Raw genomic sequence first — 15,593 nt, 5'->3', positions numbered from 1 at the left:
CAGCTCAGTTCCACGAGAAACCTGACAACGATACTACCGTCAGCGACACTATCGCTGTCTCCGTCGCAGGTGTTGGCGGAACCACTGCCACAGGTGAACTCAATGTTGCCATTATCGACGATGTGCCAGTGGCCAAAGATGAGGAAAAGGTCAGGGTTACAGAAGACGGAGATGTTCAATCGGTTAGTGGCAACGTTCTGCTAAATGATTCATACGGTGCTGATGGCCCAGCTGCCACTGGTGCGTTTGCATGGGATGACAACACAGCGGCTATCAACACTCTCAGCCAATACGGTACACTGACGCTTGGTGCCGATGGTAACTATAGTTTTGTACTCAACAACAGCAGTGCAGCAGTTCAAGGTTTAACCGCCAACGATCTAATCAGTCAGACGCTGACTTACACTATCAGAGATGCGGATGGTGATACTAGTTCAGCGAATTTAGTCATTGAAATTCAAGGTGCAGATGATTCGGCCTCGGTCACGACTGCAGGCATCGATGTTCCAGACACTACTGTGTTTGAGGCAGGCCTGACTTCGGTTGTAGATACCAGCGAGACTAACACAGGTAGCTTCCAAGTTTCGGCGACCGATGGTATCGCCACGGTCACCGTGGGTGGCACCAGCTTCACGCTCGCTCAGTTGCAAGGCTTCACCGCTGATGCACCTTCGGACGGTATTGATACCGGTGAAGGCACGCTGGTGATCACTGGCTATACTGGTTCTGCGACTAGTGGCACTGTTTCGTTCAGTTACACGCTAAACGCAGCTCAGTTCCACGAGAAACCTGACAACGATACTACCGTCAGCGACACTATCGCTGTCTCCGTCGCAGGTGTTGGCGGAACCACTGCCACAGGTGAACTCAATGTTGCCATTATCGACGATGTGCCGATGGCTAAACTTGATTTAATAATTGATGATGACTTCAATCCGTTCATTAAAGAGACCGGTGGTGTTTCTACAATTAACTTTGCGCTAATTGATACCAGTATTTTTGGTGCTGACGGTCCCGCAGAGATGAACAGTACTGTTTACAGTCTTGATGTAAAAGTCCTAGAAGGTACACAAGTTCTTGAAGATGGTGGTATTTCATCAGGTTTAATGACTGCATCTGGCTTTGAGATTTTTCTCTACAAGGTCAGCGAAACCTCTTTCGTTGGTCGCTACATGGATGACTCTAATTTAATAAGAACTGCTCTGACAATAGATCTCAGATTAGATGGTGGAAGTATTGTTGTGGAGTTGTCTTCTATCGGCTTATTTCATGATGAAACGCTTGGCCAAGGTGATCAAGTCACATTTTCTGGCATTGTATTAGAGGCCAAAGTTACTGTAACCGATGCTGATGGTGATATTGATACTGCAACAGTGAATATTGGTGATGAGATTATCTTCCTCGATGGTGTACCAACCTTCAATGGTGTTTCTGATGTCATTACTGTTAATCAGAGTAACATCACAGTTTCTGGCTTTATAGATATTGACTATTTGGCTGATGGATTTGGTGGTTATACATCAATTATGGGGAACGAAATACCGGGTGTTGAGTACTTAGATCCAGTTCCAAATCCGGATGGCAGTATTTCATTAACCGCTGTAGCAACAGGGCAACTTACTCCTTTATTCACCATCACACTGAATGCAGATGGTACATATGATTTTACTGTCCTAAATGCTTCACCTGAAATTAGTTCAAGTTCAACATTGGTAGGCTTGGGTGCATCGGCACCGAGTGGATATTTACAGACATTCGGAGAGTTTTCTTCATCAGTCATAATTGGAGGAAATACTGGAGACCGAGTGAATAGTTCAAACCAAGGGTTAGGAATCGATAACAATCTTCTCAATGATGTTGAGGTTGTTAAGTTCGTTTTCTTCGATTCAGCATATAAAGCCCCTCTTTATGATAACGATCCAACTAATGATGCTCTTTTCTATGATGTTACAGCGGCCTCTTTGGATGACTTCAGAAATGAAACTACCAATGTAAGTTTGACTGTTCAAAAAATGTCTGCGGGAGAGTCACTGACTGTTAGGGTTGTTAATATTAACAGTGGTATTGAATCGACTCTTTATACTATTCAAATTACAGCAAACACCAGCAATAGTTTTGATTATAAGGTTTTTGAAGGCACGGATTTAACTGAGCTACCAATTTCCACAGGAACTTCACCGTTAGAAGCAGTGACTCGTTTTAATGGTTCAACTACAGATACAAGTTTTGGAGAAAACTCAACGGTCTCTGTTAGTTTGGAGAGTATTGGTCTTCCTAATGGCACACAGTTTAATGCGATTGAAGTTGAAGCTGCGCCGAGAACTGATGTCAGACTGCTTGATATCACTACCTCTCAGCAACTTCTACCTGATGATACTTCCGTCGTGATTGACTTTACTGCAATAGATGCTGATGGGGACGAGGTTTCTGGATCTATTAATGCCACGATCACAGCACAAAATCCTGATGGAACATTTACGCTAGTTGGAACTGACGCTGATGAAGTCTTGTTGGGTTCAGATGGTAATGATATTTTGATCGGTGGTGGAGGTAACGATATCCTAACAGGAGGGCTTGGAGCAGATACCTTTGTTTGGCGATTAGGTGATGAAGGTACGACTGAAGATGGCGTTTTAACAGCAGCTGTTGATATTGTTACGGATTTCAATCTGAGTAGTAACAGTTTTAATGTGAGTGAAAATGATACGCTAGATCTTAGCGACTTGTTAAGCGATACAAGTGATCCTTTGAGTGCTTTAAACATTGCCGACGATAATGGCGCTGCGGTGTTAAGCATCAGCACCAACGGTTCTGACGTCGATCAAATGATTATACTTCAAGGGTGGACTGTTGCTGATCTTGAAAATCAATATAGTAGCTTTGATGGAGATGATTTAATTGCAAAAATGATAGATGCAGGTTCACTCATCATAGAGTAGTTTTATATTACAAATCTTTTTTGAAAGGGGCAGCATTTACTGTTGCCCCTTTTAGTTATTAGCAATTATCTACACGGCAATACATCTTTAAGTTTTTGATGAATCCCACGCAAGCACTCTTCCGTCGTTTTCCAATCAATACACGCATCGGTCACTGACACGCCATATTTCAAATCAGCAAGGTTTGCTGGAATTGACTGGTTGCCCCAACCTAGGTTGGATTCAATCATCAAACCAATAATCGATTGGTTACCTTCTAAAATCTGATTGGCTGCATTTTCAGCGACTAAAGGTTGCAGTGCAGGATCTTTGTTAGAGTTAGCATGGCTGCAATCGATCATAATGTTGTTTGACAGTTTGGCCTTTTCCAATGCCTGTTCGCATAGACGAACACTAACGGAGTCATAGTTTGGCTTGCCATTACCACCACGAAGCACTACATGGCCATAGGCATTTCCACGGGTCTTCACGATAGCAACCTGACCGTCTTCGTCGATACCTAGGAAGTTGTGCGGGTGTATGACAGACTCCATTGCGTTAATGGCTACGGTTAAGCCACCATCGGTACCGTTTTTGAAACCGACGGCACAGGAAAGACCTGAAGACATTTCACGGTGTGTTTGTGATTCTGTCGTGCGTGCTCCGATGGCTGACCAACTGATTAGGTCTTGCATGTACTGTGGTGAAATAGGATCCAGTGCTTCAGTTGCCAGAGGTAAGCCCATATCTGATAAATCTATCAATAGCTTACGACCAATCTTTAATCCTTCTTCTATCTCAAAAGAGTCGTTCATTTTGGGGTCGTTGATCAGACCTTTCCAACCTACGGTGGTACGAGGCTTTTCAAAATAGACACGCATGACCAAATAGAGCGAATCTTTAACTTCTTCAGCAAGTGCTTTTAGACGACGACCGTATTCCAATGCAGCTTCTGGATCATGAATAGAGCAAGGGCCGATAACGACCATCAGACGCTTGTCTTTGCGATCAAGGATGTCTTTAACCACTTGACGCTCATTAATCACGGTTTGGATAGCAGTCTCACTAAGTGGTAGCTGAGCTTTAAGTGCACGAGGGGTGATGATCGGTTTAATCGATTCAATATGTAGGTCTTCTAAGCGTGTATCGGTCATCTCTTTTATTCCTAAAGCAGATAGATTCGTGGGGGTATTTTTACCATATCTAGGCGATGCATATAAGAGTAATCAAGTATAATAGCGTCAATTGGAACGATAGTAGGACCCTATGGTCTTAGTTTGCAGGTTAAATCGCTTCAAATGTTAAGGATTAAATGTGTCTAAACGTATTTCATGGGTTACTTTTTGTCTGTTGGTGTTAATACCTAGCCTGGCATGGGCTCAATTTTCTTTATTTGGAAATTCGAGTCGAGATCATGGGCCTTTGTATGTCCATGAGGCCTTTCAGTTTTACACCCAAGTTCGTGAGCCAGGTGTGTTTGAGCTGCATTGGAATATTCACGATGATTACTATCTGTATCGTGATCACGTTAAAGTTGAAGTCAGCGAAGGTGTCGAGTTAGTTGAACTTTGGCGACAGGCCGGTGTGCCCAAGAATGACGAGCTTTTCGGTTTGGTTGATGTGTGGAAGCTGCAAGCCATTTCAGCCATGTTGGTGGGCGCTCAAACAGAAGGGCTTGAAAATGCGAGTGTCAGTATCACTTATCAAGGTTGTTGGGAGGGGGGTATCTGTTACCCACCGGTTACTGAGACGATTCCTCTTCAAGCCTTACCCTTAGCGGCTGGATTAACCTGGCCGGAGGGCATGCCGCCAGAATCTGCCGTAACCACCACGCCTATACAGACGGTTTCAGAGCACGGTCGATTTGTTGAATTACTGGGTGGTAAAAGCCTACCTCTGATTTTAGGTGCCTTTTTCGTTGCGGGTTTAGCGTTATCTTTTACGCCCTGCGTATTTCCGATGATTCCTATCTTGTCGAGTATTATTGCAGGACAAAAGGGCGGGGTTTCAACACGCCGTGCTTTAGGGTTATCCAGTGTTTATGTGTTGGCAATGGCACTCACCTATACGATCGCAGGTGTCTTAGCTGGGCTGTTTGGCGCTAATTTACAGGCTAGCTTTCAGAATCCTTGGATCATCTCTGTATTTTCGTTGGTGTTCGTATTGTTGGCTTTGTCTATGTTCGGTTTTTACGAACTTCAAATTCCATCGCCTATTCAGAACAGACTAAATTCTATGAGCCGAAGCCAGAAGGGTGGTCAAGTTACTGGTGTGGCAGTGATGGGATTCCTGTCAGCATTGATTGTGGGACCTTGTATGGCGGCACCTTTAGCGGGCGCGTTAATTTACATAGGTCAAACAGGTGATCCTGTCCTAGGCGGTGCAGCCTTATTTGCGATGTCGATGGGTATGGGCGTACCTCTGTTATTAGTCGGTACCTCGGCAGGCAAGCTGTTACCTCATGCGGGAAGCTGGATGAAAGCGATTAAGGCTGCCTTTGGTGTGGCATTGCTGCTACTGGCTGTTTGGATGCTAGATAGAATAGTGCCAGTGCAAGTGACGATGGCACTGGCAGCCGTAATTTTGATTATCACTGCCGTTTTTATGAGCGCGTTAGATCGCATGCCTACTCCGGTAACTGGCTGGCAGCGCCTGTGGAAGGGCGTTGGATTGGTGTTGTTAGTGTATGGCTTAGCCTTGTTGTTGGGTGTCTTCTCAGGCGGTCGCAGCTTTGTTTATCCGTTGCAAGGCGTCGGTTTGGCAACCAATACCGCAGGTGCTGCACAAGGATCGCCCATGGTGTTTGATCAAACCATTACCTCGATGGATGAATTGGAACCTATCTTAGCCAAAGCGAAAGCGGATAATCAGCCAGTGATGCTCGATTTTTATGCGGATTGGTGTGTGACCTGTGCCGAGATGGAGTTTGTTACTTTTGCCGATGCAGAAGTACAGCAACGCTTGTCTGGTTTTGTAAAAGTCAAAATTGATGTGACTCGCAATGATAGTGATTCACGTGCATTGAATCAGCGTTTTCAGGTGTTTGGTCCACCCGCATTGGTATTTTTCGACGAGCAAGGCAATGAACGACGTGAACTTGCCGTGCATGGTGTGATTGCCCCCGCGCCTTTGTTAAGTCAGATAGGCCCAATTTTGTAAGTTGTTCTATTTAAGATCGCGATAAAAGTTTTCATGCGGCCCTAACGCTTCAAGATAGACCAATCTGAGTGTCTCTTCGCGTGTATAACCCAACAGGTAAACTTGATTGTTTAATCGAAATTTGTAAACCCACAGATGAATGAGGTCGCCTTTCTTTTGTTGGCCGATATCGGGGTTTTCAGCAATCATTTTTACGGCAAGATTCACGTCTTTAACAAGTGACTTATGAAGTTTTTTGTAGGTTCTTGAAAAGCGTCGTGTCTGTCGAACTTCCCACATGTTTTATTCTTCATCTGTTCTTGGAACAAATGGAAGGCTATCTTCACGAGGTTCAGCCATACTCATCAGGCTCTCTGCTATGAAGGAGGCTGGCAAGTCTGGATTATCTAAAGCAGCACGACCTACCTTGGCCCAAAACTCAACTTGTCCTTGTACGGTACGATATTCAGTCTTTGCTGCAATTCGAGCAGCTGAGATCAGTGATTCATCAAGCCGAACAGATACACTACTCATGGTCTTTACTCCTTACATTGATCTATGACTGGCATTACCGTTACCACAATTGTAGTTTTGCAGTGTAAGAAGATCAAATTAAATCACACAATAAACGTCTTACTGACATACCGAAACACATGCGTGTTAGCGCGGCGCAGCCATTCGAAGGCGACCATTTCTCGGCTAACGATGATGATGCCTGCTTGGCGCATGCGCTCAATGGCAAGGTGTTTGTTGTGGGGATCACGTGAGCCGACACAATCTTCAACTAAAAACACGTCTAAACCTGAGGCTTTTAATTCTAGTGCTGTTTGCATCACACAGACATGCGATTCAGTACCGATAATGACAATTTGCGGGTAATGTTTGTCCAGTAAGGTTGACCGACAGCCATCATCTGAAAGACAAGAGAAGTACTCTTTTTCCATCATCTGCTCATCTCTAATATGGCGTCGAATCGGTTCAACAGTTGGGCCAAGACCTTTTGGGTACTGTTCAGAAGCGATCACAGGGACATCAAGGGTGTTCGCCACTTTGGTTAGCCAGATACAATTTTCTAGAATTTTTTCGTTGTCATCAATGTAAGGCATGAGTTTGCCTTGAAGATCTACTACCAATAAACGCGATTTCTGACGATCAATAAGCATATTATGACTCCAGTTCTTTTATTATTTTTCTAGCGAGTCCCATCGCTTCACTGCGATTAGTGGGAATGACACCCTGTGGGCCGCGTTGGCACCAGCCGACACAGTAAACACCGGGTTCAATCAGACTGTCAGTATGGGCAAAGCGTTTTTTTGTATCATCATAAGGAACACCTTCAATCAAGGGTGTTTGATAACCGATGGCGGTGATTAATGAATCCAATTGAATCCTGTCAGTATGCCCTGTTCGAGTATCCTTGATGGTTAAGCCTTCGATGCGTTGTTCACCTTGGATCGATTCTGGTGTTGCATAAAAGTGAAATTGAATCTGTATTTTGTTCGACGTTGCGAAAGATAAGTCTGCAAAACTTTGTAATTGCTGAATGACTTTCTGTTGTGAAATTGGCAGTTGGGTGGTGTCAATGCCAGCAAAAGCATCCGGTGATACCTTAACCCGAGCATTCGCTAAATGACCGAGTTCAGTCAGTTCGGGCAGAGTAAAGCTGGCATCTGTTGGTCCTCGACGGCCAAAGATATGTACCTCTTCAATCGAATGATTGGCAAGGGCTTCTCTTACGTGAGGTGTTAGGTCGCTTTGTTGATGTTCTTGTGCTGTTTTAGCAAGCATACGAGCGATATCTAAGGCGACATTACCATTGCCAATAATGCCCACTTTTTTACCCAAAGAAGGATGTAAGCTCTGTGCATCTGGGTGGCTGTTGTACCAGCGAGTGAACGCACCAGATCCGTATACGTTGGATAGCTCTTCTCCTGAAATACCCAGGTGACGGTCTTGCTCTGCACCCACAGCAAAGATGACTCGATCATAGCGAGCCTTTAATACTTCGTAACTGATGTGCAAGCCTACTTGAGTGTTACACATCAGGTTGACTTCATCTCTGTCTACTGTGCGTTGTAATTGCTCGGTGACTTTGCGTGTGTGTGGATGATCAGGCGCCACTCCGCTAATGGCTAATCCAAAAGGGTGCGGCAGGCGCTCATAGAGATCAATGCTAACCCCAGGGAGTTTTAGAGCCAGAATTTCAGCTAAAAAACAGCCTGAGGGGCCGCTACCAATAATTGCGATTGAGTGCACAGATAACTCCAAATTGTGTCTGGTGGTATTTTTTTATGGGACTTGCATGCCGCGATCAACAAACGCAAGATCAGCCATTTCATCCATCCAAGCATTGACTGCAGGGTAGGCCTCTTTATCGACACCTTGCCATTCATATCGTGCCGCCCAAGGATAAATAGCAAAGTCAGCAATGGTTAGATCATTGCAAACGAAGCGCTTTCCGGTGAGTTGCGAATCGAGTACTTTCCAAAGTCTTTTGGCTTCATCGGTATAGCGTTTAATGGCATAAGGTACTTTTTCGGGAGCAAACTTGTTGAAATGATGCGCTTGGCCTAGGAAAGGGCCAAAGCCCCCCATCTGCCACATCAGCCACTGAAATACTTCATAGCGTTCGGGTCCTTCCATTGGCAAAAACTCGCCCGTTTTATCCGCTAGATAAATTAAAATGGCACCGCTTTCAAATAAGCTGATCGATTCGCCATTAGGACCGTCTGGATCAACAATGGCAGGGATTTTATTATTGGGACTGATCGCTAAAAAGTTGGGATCGAACTGAGCGTTAGCGAGTATATCGATTGGATGGACAGAGTAATGCAGGCGGCAGGCTTCCAGCATGATGGATATTTTTTTTCCATTGGGTGTTCCCCATGTATACAGATCGATCATCTCAGTCTCCATGTTGTTATTATTCAGAGTTATTATTAAGAGTTGTTATTCGTGGTTGTTATTTTAGCTGTTACTTAAGGCTTTTCATTATCTTGATGAGCATATAAGCTTGAATCAATTCAGCAGGATAATCCACCTTGTTATACGGAGAAAGAGTGATTCAGACTTTATTCATTGTGCTTTCAGTGCTGCTGAGCCTGGTATCGATAGGGCTGACGCTTCGTCTGAATCGAATTAATCAGGCATTTTCTGAATATCGCTTGTGGGCTGAAAATGAAATTGAACGTGTTAGCCGTACTGATACTGCAACAGGGGCGTTAAAATATAGTGCATTTTATGATCTTTTATCCAGCGAATGTCGCAGAGCCGTTCGTGAATTCACCCCCTTAACGTTAATGAAGTTGGATGTGCGTCATCTGAGTGGTGAGGAGCCTTCAGATGCGGAGAGGTATCAAGTGTCTGAGATACTTAAACAACGCCTTTCTCGGCCCGGCGATCAACTAGGTCGCTGCGGTGAAAATCAACTGTGTCTGCTATTGCCCTCAACTAATGAACATGCCGGTGTTTTTGCCAAAGTGTGTCATCAAGCAGTTAATGATGCTTTTACATCCTCTGACGTTCAATTCACTCTGGCGGCGTGTACGTTTCAACCAACCGCGAACTTAACGGCGGAAATGGCTTCAGAGATGGTCAACGAAACGCTAGAGAAAGCTCTGAATGAGAGGCCTGGTGAAGTACTATTTCATGCTGAATACACTCACGATTTTAACCCTATGTACACCTGAGTATGGCTAATCGGCACTTCTCACAAGCGTTTCGATCTTTTTACTGGATTCCCGTTGATGAACATGACATTGACGTTGCGCTTTCAGATTGTTTAAGACAATTACCCTGTGTATCGGATACATTACTTATATCAGATAACCCATTGTTAACCATGCAGTCTGTCAATTCCCGCGATGCAATTCGTTGGTTAGGAAGAGATACGGATCGAATCATTTTTAATGCCTACTCAGGCTTTAACCCAAATGCCTTTGCCCAAGTCTGTGGCACGTTAAAAGGGGGTGGGGAGCTTATTTTGATAACGCCTAAGGCTGATCAGTGGATCAAGTATGAAGATCCTGAATATCAAGCTTTACGTGGCAGTCGTTTTGCTGATTATCACTTTACAGGCAATTTTATTCGTCATTTAATTCAGCATTTGGCCGCGTTTACACCGGCATCGTCAGAGTTAGCTGATCACACCCTTGAAGAGCCCTATCTTAGTCAGCAGCAAGCTAATTTGGTGACGCGCTTAGTCACTGACTTTGGTTTGCCAGAGTCAACGCAGGTGATTACTGCGGATCGTGGACGTGGTAAAACGGCTGCTTTAGGTCTGGCCTTAGCGAAACTAGTTTCTAAGGCGCAAGATGTGATCCCCTTGAGCAAACAGTTACAGCCGTTAAATGTGGTTGTCACTGCTCCTAGCAGAGATGCACTTGATTCACTGTTTAATTCGCTGAAAAGCCAGCTGCCTGATGGAGAGTTAACGGGTAGTGGATTTCAGCATCGGCTGCTGAGTCTTCGCTTCTATCCACCTGCGGTATTATTGCAAAAGTATACGCAAGCCGATCTGGTTATCGTCGATGAGGCTGCGGCGATACCTGTTTTCATCCTTCAGCAAATACAGCAACTCGGCTCAAGACACTGGTATGCAACCACCTTGCACGGTTACGAGGGTAATGGTCGTGGTTTTGAATTACGCTTTTTAGCTTGGCTTATACATCAGCAAATAAGCTACCAAACTACGCATTTGACGGATCCGGTGCGATGGGCTGCGGGTGATCCACTTGAACTGCTCAGTTACCGCTTATTGTTGCTGGATGCAGAACCTGCTGATGAGTGTTCAACGTCTATCAACTATGATGATCTACAATACATCACAGTGCCTCAATCTGCGTTGGTTGATAAACAAGATCTGTTACAACAGATATTTGGCTTGCTAATTGCCGCTCATTATCGAACGACGCCTAACGATCTTCGCCAGTTGTTGGATAGTCCTGATTTATCAATTAGAGTGTTAATGCATCAACAAACTCCGGTCGCCGTCGCTTTGTTGATAGAAGAGGGGCCGTTAGCGGAGGATCTAATAGAACCTATTTGGTCTGGTTATCGCCGTCCCTCTGGCGATTTAATTCCTCAAACATTGGTGTCTAGAGAAGGGTTTCGTCAGGCTGGTTATTTGCGCGGTTGGCGAGTGATGCGAGTTGCGGTTCATCCGAAGCTGCAACGATTAGGATTAGGCAGTAGACTGTTAGAAAACATTCAGCAAGAGGCGCTAAAGCTTCAGTTGGATTTTTGCGGTGCTTCGTTTGCAGCAGATCCTCGTTTATTTGGTTTTTGGCATGCTAATCATTATCACCCATTAAGACTGGGTGAGCGAAGTGATCGAGTCACTGCGGGTTGGCCATTATTGGTGCTTAATCCCTTATCGGAATCCGCACAAAAGATCAGTCAAGAGATACTGCGGAATTTTTCAGAACGTTTAGTGTTAAAGCTGACGTTAACAGCTTCGCGTTCTGAACAATTGATGTTGATGCACTGCCTAGCTGCGTTAACTGACAATCAAGCCTTGGCTGTTCAAGAAACTGAAATTGTTCAAGGATTTGCGTTACATCAGCGCAGTATTGATGATTCACTGTTATGCTTAAGAAAGTGGTTGGTTATCCCTGAAAACATGAAGCTGCTATTGAGTTGGCCTGAAATAGATCAACAGTTAATGATTGGACGCATTTTTCAGCTTAAATCTGCCCAGATCTTAGAAAGTGAAACGGGTCTGTCCGGCAAGCGAGCGCAACTTAAACGGTTACGTATTCTCTGTAAAAAGCTGATATCAAATTCTGATGAGCAGGTGTAGACATGTTTAATCTGAGGAAGAGTATCGTGCTGATTGGACTGATGGCTGTCTTGTCGGGCTGTGTCAGTTTGCCATTCAGTGATACGTCATCCAGAAATTATCAGCGCGGCTGGGTCAGTATGGAAGATGAACAGTTTTTCGTCAGGGGGTGTCGTGAGACAGAACCTCGCATGATTGATCAGACTCCCAAGCAGCTTGAGCGTTTATTTAGACAAAGAGGTGTAACCACGCCCTTATATGTTGAATGGATTGGCGAGCCTCGCCTGCCAGGTCAGCCAATTCAAATCACACAACTACGTTACGTCGCTTCAGATCCCTCATCTTGTCAAACTCACCTCAATGATGTGTTGATGCATGCTCAAGGCGAAAGACCCGATTGGCAGATGAGCATAACAGATAGCCATATTCGCATCTTTTTACCACAACAACGCAGAACACTGGTATTCCCAGCTGGATCAGTGATGCGACAGGGTGCGGACTGGTGGTGGGAAAGTGATATCGAAGGTCGTAATCGCAAACATCGATTGTCACTGAGGATTCAACCTGCGGCCTGTCAAGATGATCAAGCTTGGTTTGGTTTATCTGTGTTGATGACTTTGGATGGTCGTGAGTATATCGGCTGTGCTAAGCGTGGCAATCTAGAACGATTGGATTTGTTTACCGAGTATCGTTTGGCTGAAACCATTGAAACACGAGATATCAGGCTTAAGCTAGGTGACGACGGCAGTGCGCTATTGAGTGAGGATTATCTTAATCAACAGCCTGCTCTCGAAAGTCGAGGCTCATGGCAGCAACTTTCGAGTGGTCGTTTGCTAGTAACCTTGGATGATCCCGATCCAAAACTCAACCAAGAAGCCTTGATGTTTGTGCTAACCGAACAAGGAATTCTGTTGCCCGGCTTTCATCCTCGTTATGGTCATAACGGCTTACACCTCAAACCTAGCGGTATTCCCATGCCTTGGGCCGCAGGGCGCCTAGTGGTACCTTGATCTTTATAGCCTATAGAAGAGAGTTATTCACTGATTTTTGTAGAGAATATACTCGCAAACTGACGAAAATCATCTAGGTGATTTGTGCAAATATAAAAAACGATTTCCCAATTGATATCATCGTAGCTATGCACCATAACATTTCTGAATCCAACCGATTTTCTTAAACGATCAGAAAGTGATAAGTCGATTACTTCTGCCTTAGCAAGTGCTTCGAAAGTTTGGCCCATAGTTTTCGGAGACAGTGTTTCGCTGTTTTCGGCTAACCAGTGCGCTGCAATATCAACACACATTTGTACTGCACGCGTTAGGTTTAAGGAGATAATATCTTGTGAATCTAGGTCATTCATCAGACTTTTTATGTCTTCCGGCATCTTTGATTCAACTCGTTGAATGCATCTACGAAGTGATTCCAGCTTTTGCGCAATTAATTGTTGATCCATGCTTTCCTTCTTCCTTCTAAAATGCGTTTTTGGTAGGGAACAAAGTCTTCGTGATCAATAATGTTACGAAAAACTAGGTCACCCCAATATGACCGCGAGCCAACTATTTGTATTCCTGAAGAGATAATTTGATCGAGCAGAGGTTGACCCACTGTACTGAGGTCGACAAGATCAACAGGGCGATTGAATACAGTGGCTATCGATTCAGTTATTGCTATTAGCTGCTCAGTGCTAAGAGGTTGTGAAGCTTTAACAGCGACATCGATATCACTGTTCAAATGAACCTTATCTTTTGCAAAAGAGCCAAATAAAACCGCAAACAGAACAAAAGGGAACTGTTCTAATATAGTTTGGAGTTGTGTTATCGCGTTGGGTTCGTTTGCATTCACTTTCGTATTACCAGCTACGCTTAATGTGTTGATTCTAGCAGATATCAACACATTATGGTTCGAGGTAAAACGGATAAGGCTTAAGAATAATCCTGATCAGGGTTTGCAATGGGAACATTCATGGCAGCGACAGGTGATGGGGTAATACCGATCATCTCGTTATAAGGGCTTTGATGTTCTAGTTGAGTTGTGGTGATGCCTAGACCTTTGAAAGGCTTTTTTGCATCCAGCTGGCTTCTAAAGCTGAGGGGTTTGCCTGAGTCATCGCAGACAATCAGTCTATTTCCGGATCTATCTAACACATTCACTAAATAGTGTTCACATTCGAAAGATTGCACAATCAGGGTATCAACCTGTGTGTTACCATTTTGAAGCTGCTGTAATGATACTTTCATAATAGGGTCCTAGTAGTGGCTTCACACAAATCATGGGGTATCTATAAGTTACGACTATTGATGTCAGATTCGATCAATCCAGCAGGCACTTTTTAGCTTCGTTAATACGTGCCGCTAACCAGGTGCTGCCGCCACGATCAGGGTGCATTTTTTGCATCAGTCGGCGGTGGGCTTGGATGATTTCTTCACGTGTCGCTCCGGGTGTTATGCCCAAAATATCATAGGCTTCTTGTTTGCTTAACTCTCCTGAACCTTCAGGACTGGTATTCTGGTTTGTGCCCGTATCGTCAGCACGCCAGCTTTCGCCGAAGCGTTTATCCAAGTAGGTTTCTAATAATCTAGCTGAATCACCATCTTGGTTTCTGCAGGTAGTTAAGAGTCGAATAAATTCAGACTCACTAAGGTCACTCAGGGCGCGCCCTTGCATGTCACCTTTAAGTACGGTGCCATCCATGACTCCAGTATCGTGGTCAAGTGTCATTTCCAGGATAGCGGTAGTCACTTTTGAACGATTACCACCGGAGGAAGCAGGTCCTGCGGTAGGTGTAGATTTACCAAAGATGGTAGAGAGTGGAAGTAAGCGTAAGATCACTGGAAGAAAGCGTTGAATGAAGGGCAACGCGACGGCAACCAGAGCGCCTAGCATATGTATACGCCCACTGAGACTTAAAAAAACAACACCCAATATACCCATGACTAGAATGAGCTTGGCGAGCGCTAACCCTTTTTGACCTTGTGGTTGACCTTTATACCAAAGCAGACCTAGCAGGCCGATGGCACTTAATACAATGAGCCCAAATGGATTCACAATGACTCCTATTTACTCAGTTGTTGTGTCAGTCGTTTAATATGCTGACCTTGGGAGGAGGAGAAATGTTCCAGCGCTTTTCGCCCTCCACTAGCATAGACAGCAACTGCCGCTAAAAGGTCACGTAATACTTCAGGGCTGTGACTATCAAAAGGCGTGTAAGCACCGCCGGAGAGCTTACAGATCTGCTTGAAAACACGTTCCGCTTCGCTGTCATGCCCTTCATGGAAGATAAACACGGGGGTCTTCAGCATGCCAAGTTCACCTGCTTTTTGGCAAAGCTGATCAACATCTTCTTCACAACAATCAACAACGATAATGACCGCTCGCACAGGGCGTTGACGGGTTTCCCTTAGCGCTTGATTGAGAACTTTACGAATTTGTGTGTGACCGCCAAGACAGCTGACGCCATTCATCTGCCGCAACAATTCTTGAGTATCATTAATCCACGCCGTAGCGTGAAACTCGCCAAAACCTCGGTAGTAACACAGCTGTACGCTCAGGCCTCCCAGCTCTTTGGTGGCTAAAAAAAGCTCACTCTGTAATTGGCAGGCCTGGTCCCAAGAGGCTTGACGACTGGCTGTAGCATCTAACGCAAACATAAGCCGACCACCCGCTGTCTGAACTTGGGGTAGGCTGTTGACCTGTTTGATGAACAGGTCGATCGCTTGAGAGTCGGATTGTTTTTGTAGATCTTTACTAGCCATTTAATC

16 protein-coding genes are annotated in these 15,593 nt (G+C 44.8%); 5 read left to right on the top strand and 11 right to left on the bottom strand.

Annotated elements, in window-relative coordinates:
* A partial coding sequence (locus tag F7R24_RS13335; protein WP_151671759.1) for a beta strand repeat-containing protein occupies window positions 1-2,939 on the top strand: 2,939 nt, incomplete at its 5' end.
* 65 nt (window positions 2,940-3,004) lie between these two features.
* Here the strand turns inward: F7R24_RS13335 and F7R24_RS13330 are convergent.
* Complete coding sequence (locus F7R24_RS13330; protein ID WP_151671758.1) at window positions 3,005-4,072, bottom strand: 3-deoxy-7-phosphoheptulonate synthase; 1,068 nt, start codon at window positions 4,070-4,072, stop codon at window positions 3,005-3,007.
* Window positions 4,073-4,232: 160 nt separating this feature from the next.
* Between F7R24_RS13330 and dsbD the strand changes: the two genes are divergently transcribed.
* Window positions 4,233-6,077: a protein-disulfide reductase DsbD gene (dsbD, locus tag F7R24_RS13325; protein ID WP_151671757.1), complete on the top strand. Its 1,845-nt coding sequence runs from the start codon at window positions 4,233-4,235 to the stop codon at window positions 6,075-6,077.
* A gap of 6 nt (window positions 6,078-6,083) precedes the next feature.
* Here the strand turns inward: dsbD and F7R24_RS13320 are convergent, their stop codons facing one another.
* The 5 genes from F7R24_RS13320 to F7R24_RS13300 all read right to left on the bottom strand — a co-directional run bounded on the left by F7R24_RS13320 (window position 6,084) and on the right by F7R24_RS13300 (window position 8,960).
* Window positions 6,084-6,356: a type II toxin-antitoxin system RelE/ParE family toxin gene (locus F7R24_RS13320; protein WP_151671756.1), complete on the bottom strand. Its 273-nt coding sequence runs from the start codon at window positions 6,354-6,356 to the stop codon at window positions 6,084-6,086.
* A 3-nt stretch (window positions 6,357-6,359) separates the two neighbouring features.
* Window positions 6,360-6,590 (bottom strand): ParD-like family protein, encoded by a 231-nt coding sequence (locus F7R24_RS13315; RefSeq protein ID WP_151671755.1) that lies wholly within the window; start codon window positions 6,588-6,590, stop codon window positions 6,360-6,362.
* A gap of 83 nt (window positions 6,591-6,673) precedes the next feature.
* Entirely contained in the window at window positions 6,674-7,219 is a 546-nt protein-coding gene (locus F7R24_RS13310; RefSeq protein ID WP_151671754.1) for a hydrolase, read from the bottom strand.
* Window position 7,220: 1 nt separating this feature from the next.
* Window positions 7,221-8,312 carry an FAD-dependent oxidoreductase gene (locus tag F7R24_RS13305; protein ID WP_168926837.1) on the bottom strand — a complete coding sequence of 364 codons (1,092 nt, stop codon included), beginning with the start codon at window positions 8,310-8,312 and terminating at the stop codon, window positions 7,221-7,223.
* A gap of 33 nt (window positions 8,313-8,345) precedes the next feature.
* Complete coding sequence (locus F7R24_RS13300) at window positions 8,346-8,960, bottom strand: glutathione S-transferase C-terminal domain-containing protein (RefSeq protein WP_151671752.1); 615 nt, start codon at window positions 8,958-8,960, stop codon at window positions 8,346-8,348.
* Window positions 8,961-9,115: 155 nt separating this feature from the next.
* Here F7R24_RS13300 and F7R24_RS13295 point away from each other — a divergent pair, with 155 nt between their 5' ends.
* From F7R24_RS13295 to F7R24_RS13285, 3 genes are read left to right on the top strand one after another with little or no spacing between them, the layout of a single operon-like run.
* The gene (locus F7R24_RS13295; RefSeq protein WP_168926836.1) at window positions 9,116-9,745 is read left to right on the top strand and encodes a GGDEF domain-containing protein; all 630 of its coding nucleotides are present in this window, start codon (window positions 9,116-9,118) and stop codon (window positions 9,743-9,745) included.
* A gap of 2 nt (window positions 9,746-9,747) precedes the next feature.
* A complete protein-coding gene (locus F7R24_RS13290; RefSeq protein ID WP_151671750.1) occupies window positions 9,748-11,856 on the top strand; it encodes a tRNA(Met) cytidine acetyltransferase TmcA domain-containing protein in 2,109 nt (702 codons plus the stop codon).
* A 26-nt stretch (window positions 11,857-11,882) separates the two neighbouring features.
* The gene (locus tag F7R24_RS13285; RefSeq protein WP_151671749.1) at window positions 11,883-12,845 is read left to right on the top strand and encodes a hypothetical protein; all 963 of its coding nucleotides are present in this window, start codon (window positions 11,883-11,885) and stop codon (window positions 12,843-12,845) included.
* A gap of 23 nt (window positions 12,846-12,868) precedes the next feature.
* Here F7R24_RS13285 and hepT read toward each other — a convergent pair whose 3' ends face one another.
* The 5 genes from hepT to F7R24_RS13260 all read right to left on the bottom strand — a co-directional run bounded on the left by hepT (window position 12,869) and on the right by F7R24_RS13260 (window position 15,587).
* On the bottom strand, window positions 12,869-13,288 hold the full coding sequence (gene hepT / locus F7R24_RS13280) for a type VII toxin-antitoxin system HepT family RNase toxin (protein WP_151671748.1): 420 nt from the start codon (window positions 13,286-13,288) through the stop codon (window positions 12,869-12,871).
* A complete protein-coding gene (mntA, locus tag F7R24_RS13275) occupies window positions 13,273-13,728 on the bottom strand; it encodes a type VII toxin-antitoxin system MntA family adenylyltransferase antitoxin (RefSeq protein ID WP_240776120.1) in 456 nt (151 codons plus the stop codon). Before mntA ends, hepT begins: the two co-directional genes overlap by 16 nt.
* Window positions 13,729-13,757: 29 nt before the next feature.
* Complete coding sequence (locus F7R24_RS13270) at window positions 13,758-14,072, bottom strand: DUF6482 family protein (protein WP_151671747.1); 315 nt, start codon at window positions 14,070-14,072, stop codon at window positions 13,758-13,760.
* Between the two features lie 73 nt (window positions 14,073-14,145).
* The gene (locus F7R24_RS14855; protein ID WP_151671746.1) at window positions 14,146-14,880 is read right to left on the bottom strand and encodes a DnaJ domain-containing protein; all 735 of its coding nucleotides are present in this window, start codon (window positions 14,878-14,880) and stop codon (window positions 14,146-14,148) included.
* Window positions 14,881-14,888: 8 nt separating this feature from the next.
* On the bottom strand, window positions 14,889-15,587 hold the full coding sequence (locus tag F7R24_RS13260) for a VWA domain-containing protein (RefSeq protein WP_151671745.1): 699 nt from the start codon (window positions 15,585-15,587) through the stop codon (window positions 14,889-14,891).
* Window positions 15,588-15,593: the final 6 nt, after the last annotated feature.

This window comes from Nitrincola schmidtii (assembly GCF_008973715.1).
GTDB classification, from domain to species: Bacteria; Pseudomonadota; Gammaproteobacteria; order Pseudomonadales; family Balneatricaceae; genus Nitrincola; species Nitrincola schmidtii.
Note: the sequence above shows the minus strand (reverse complement) of the source record. Positions and strands in the feature narration are given on the sequence as shown.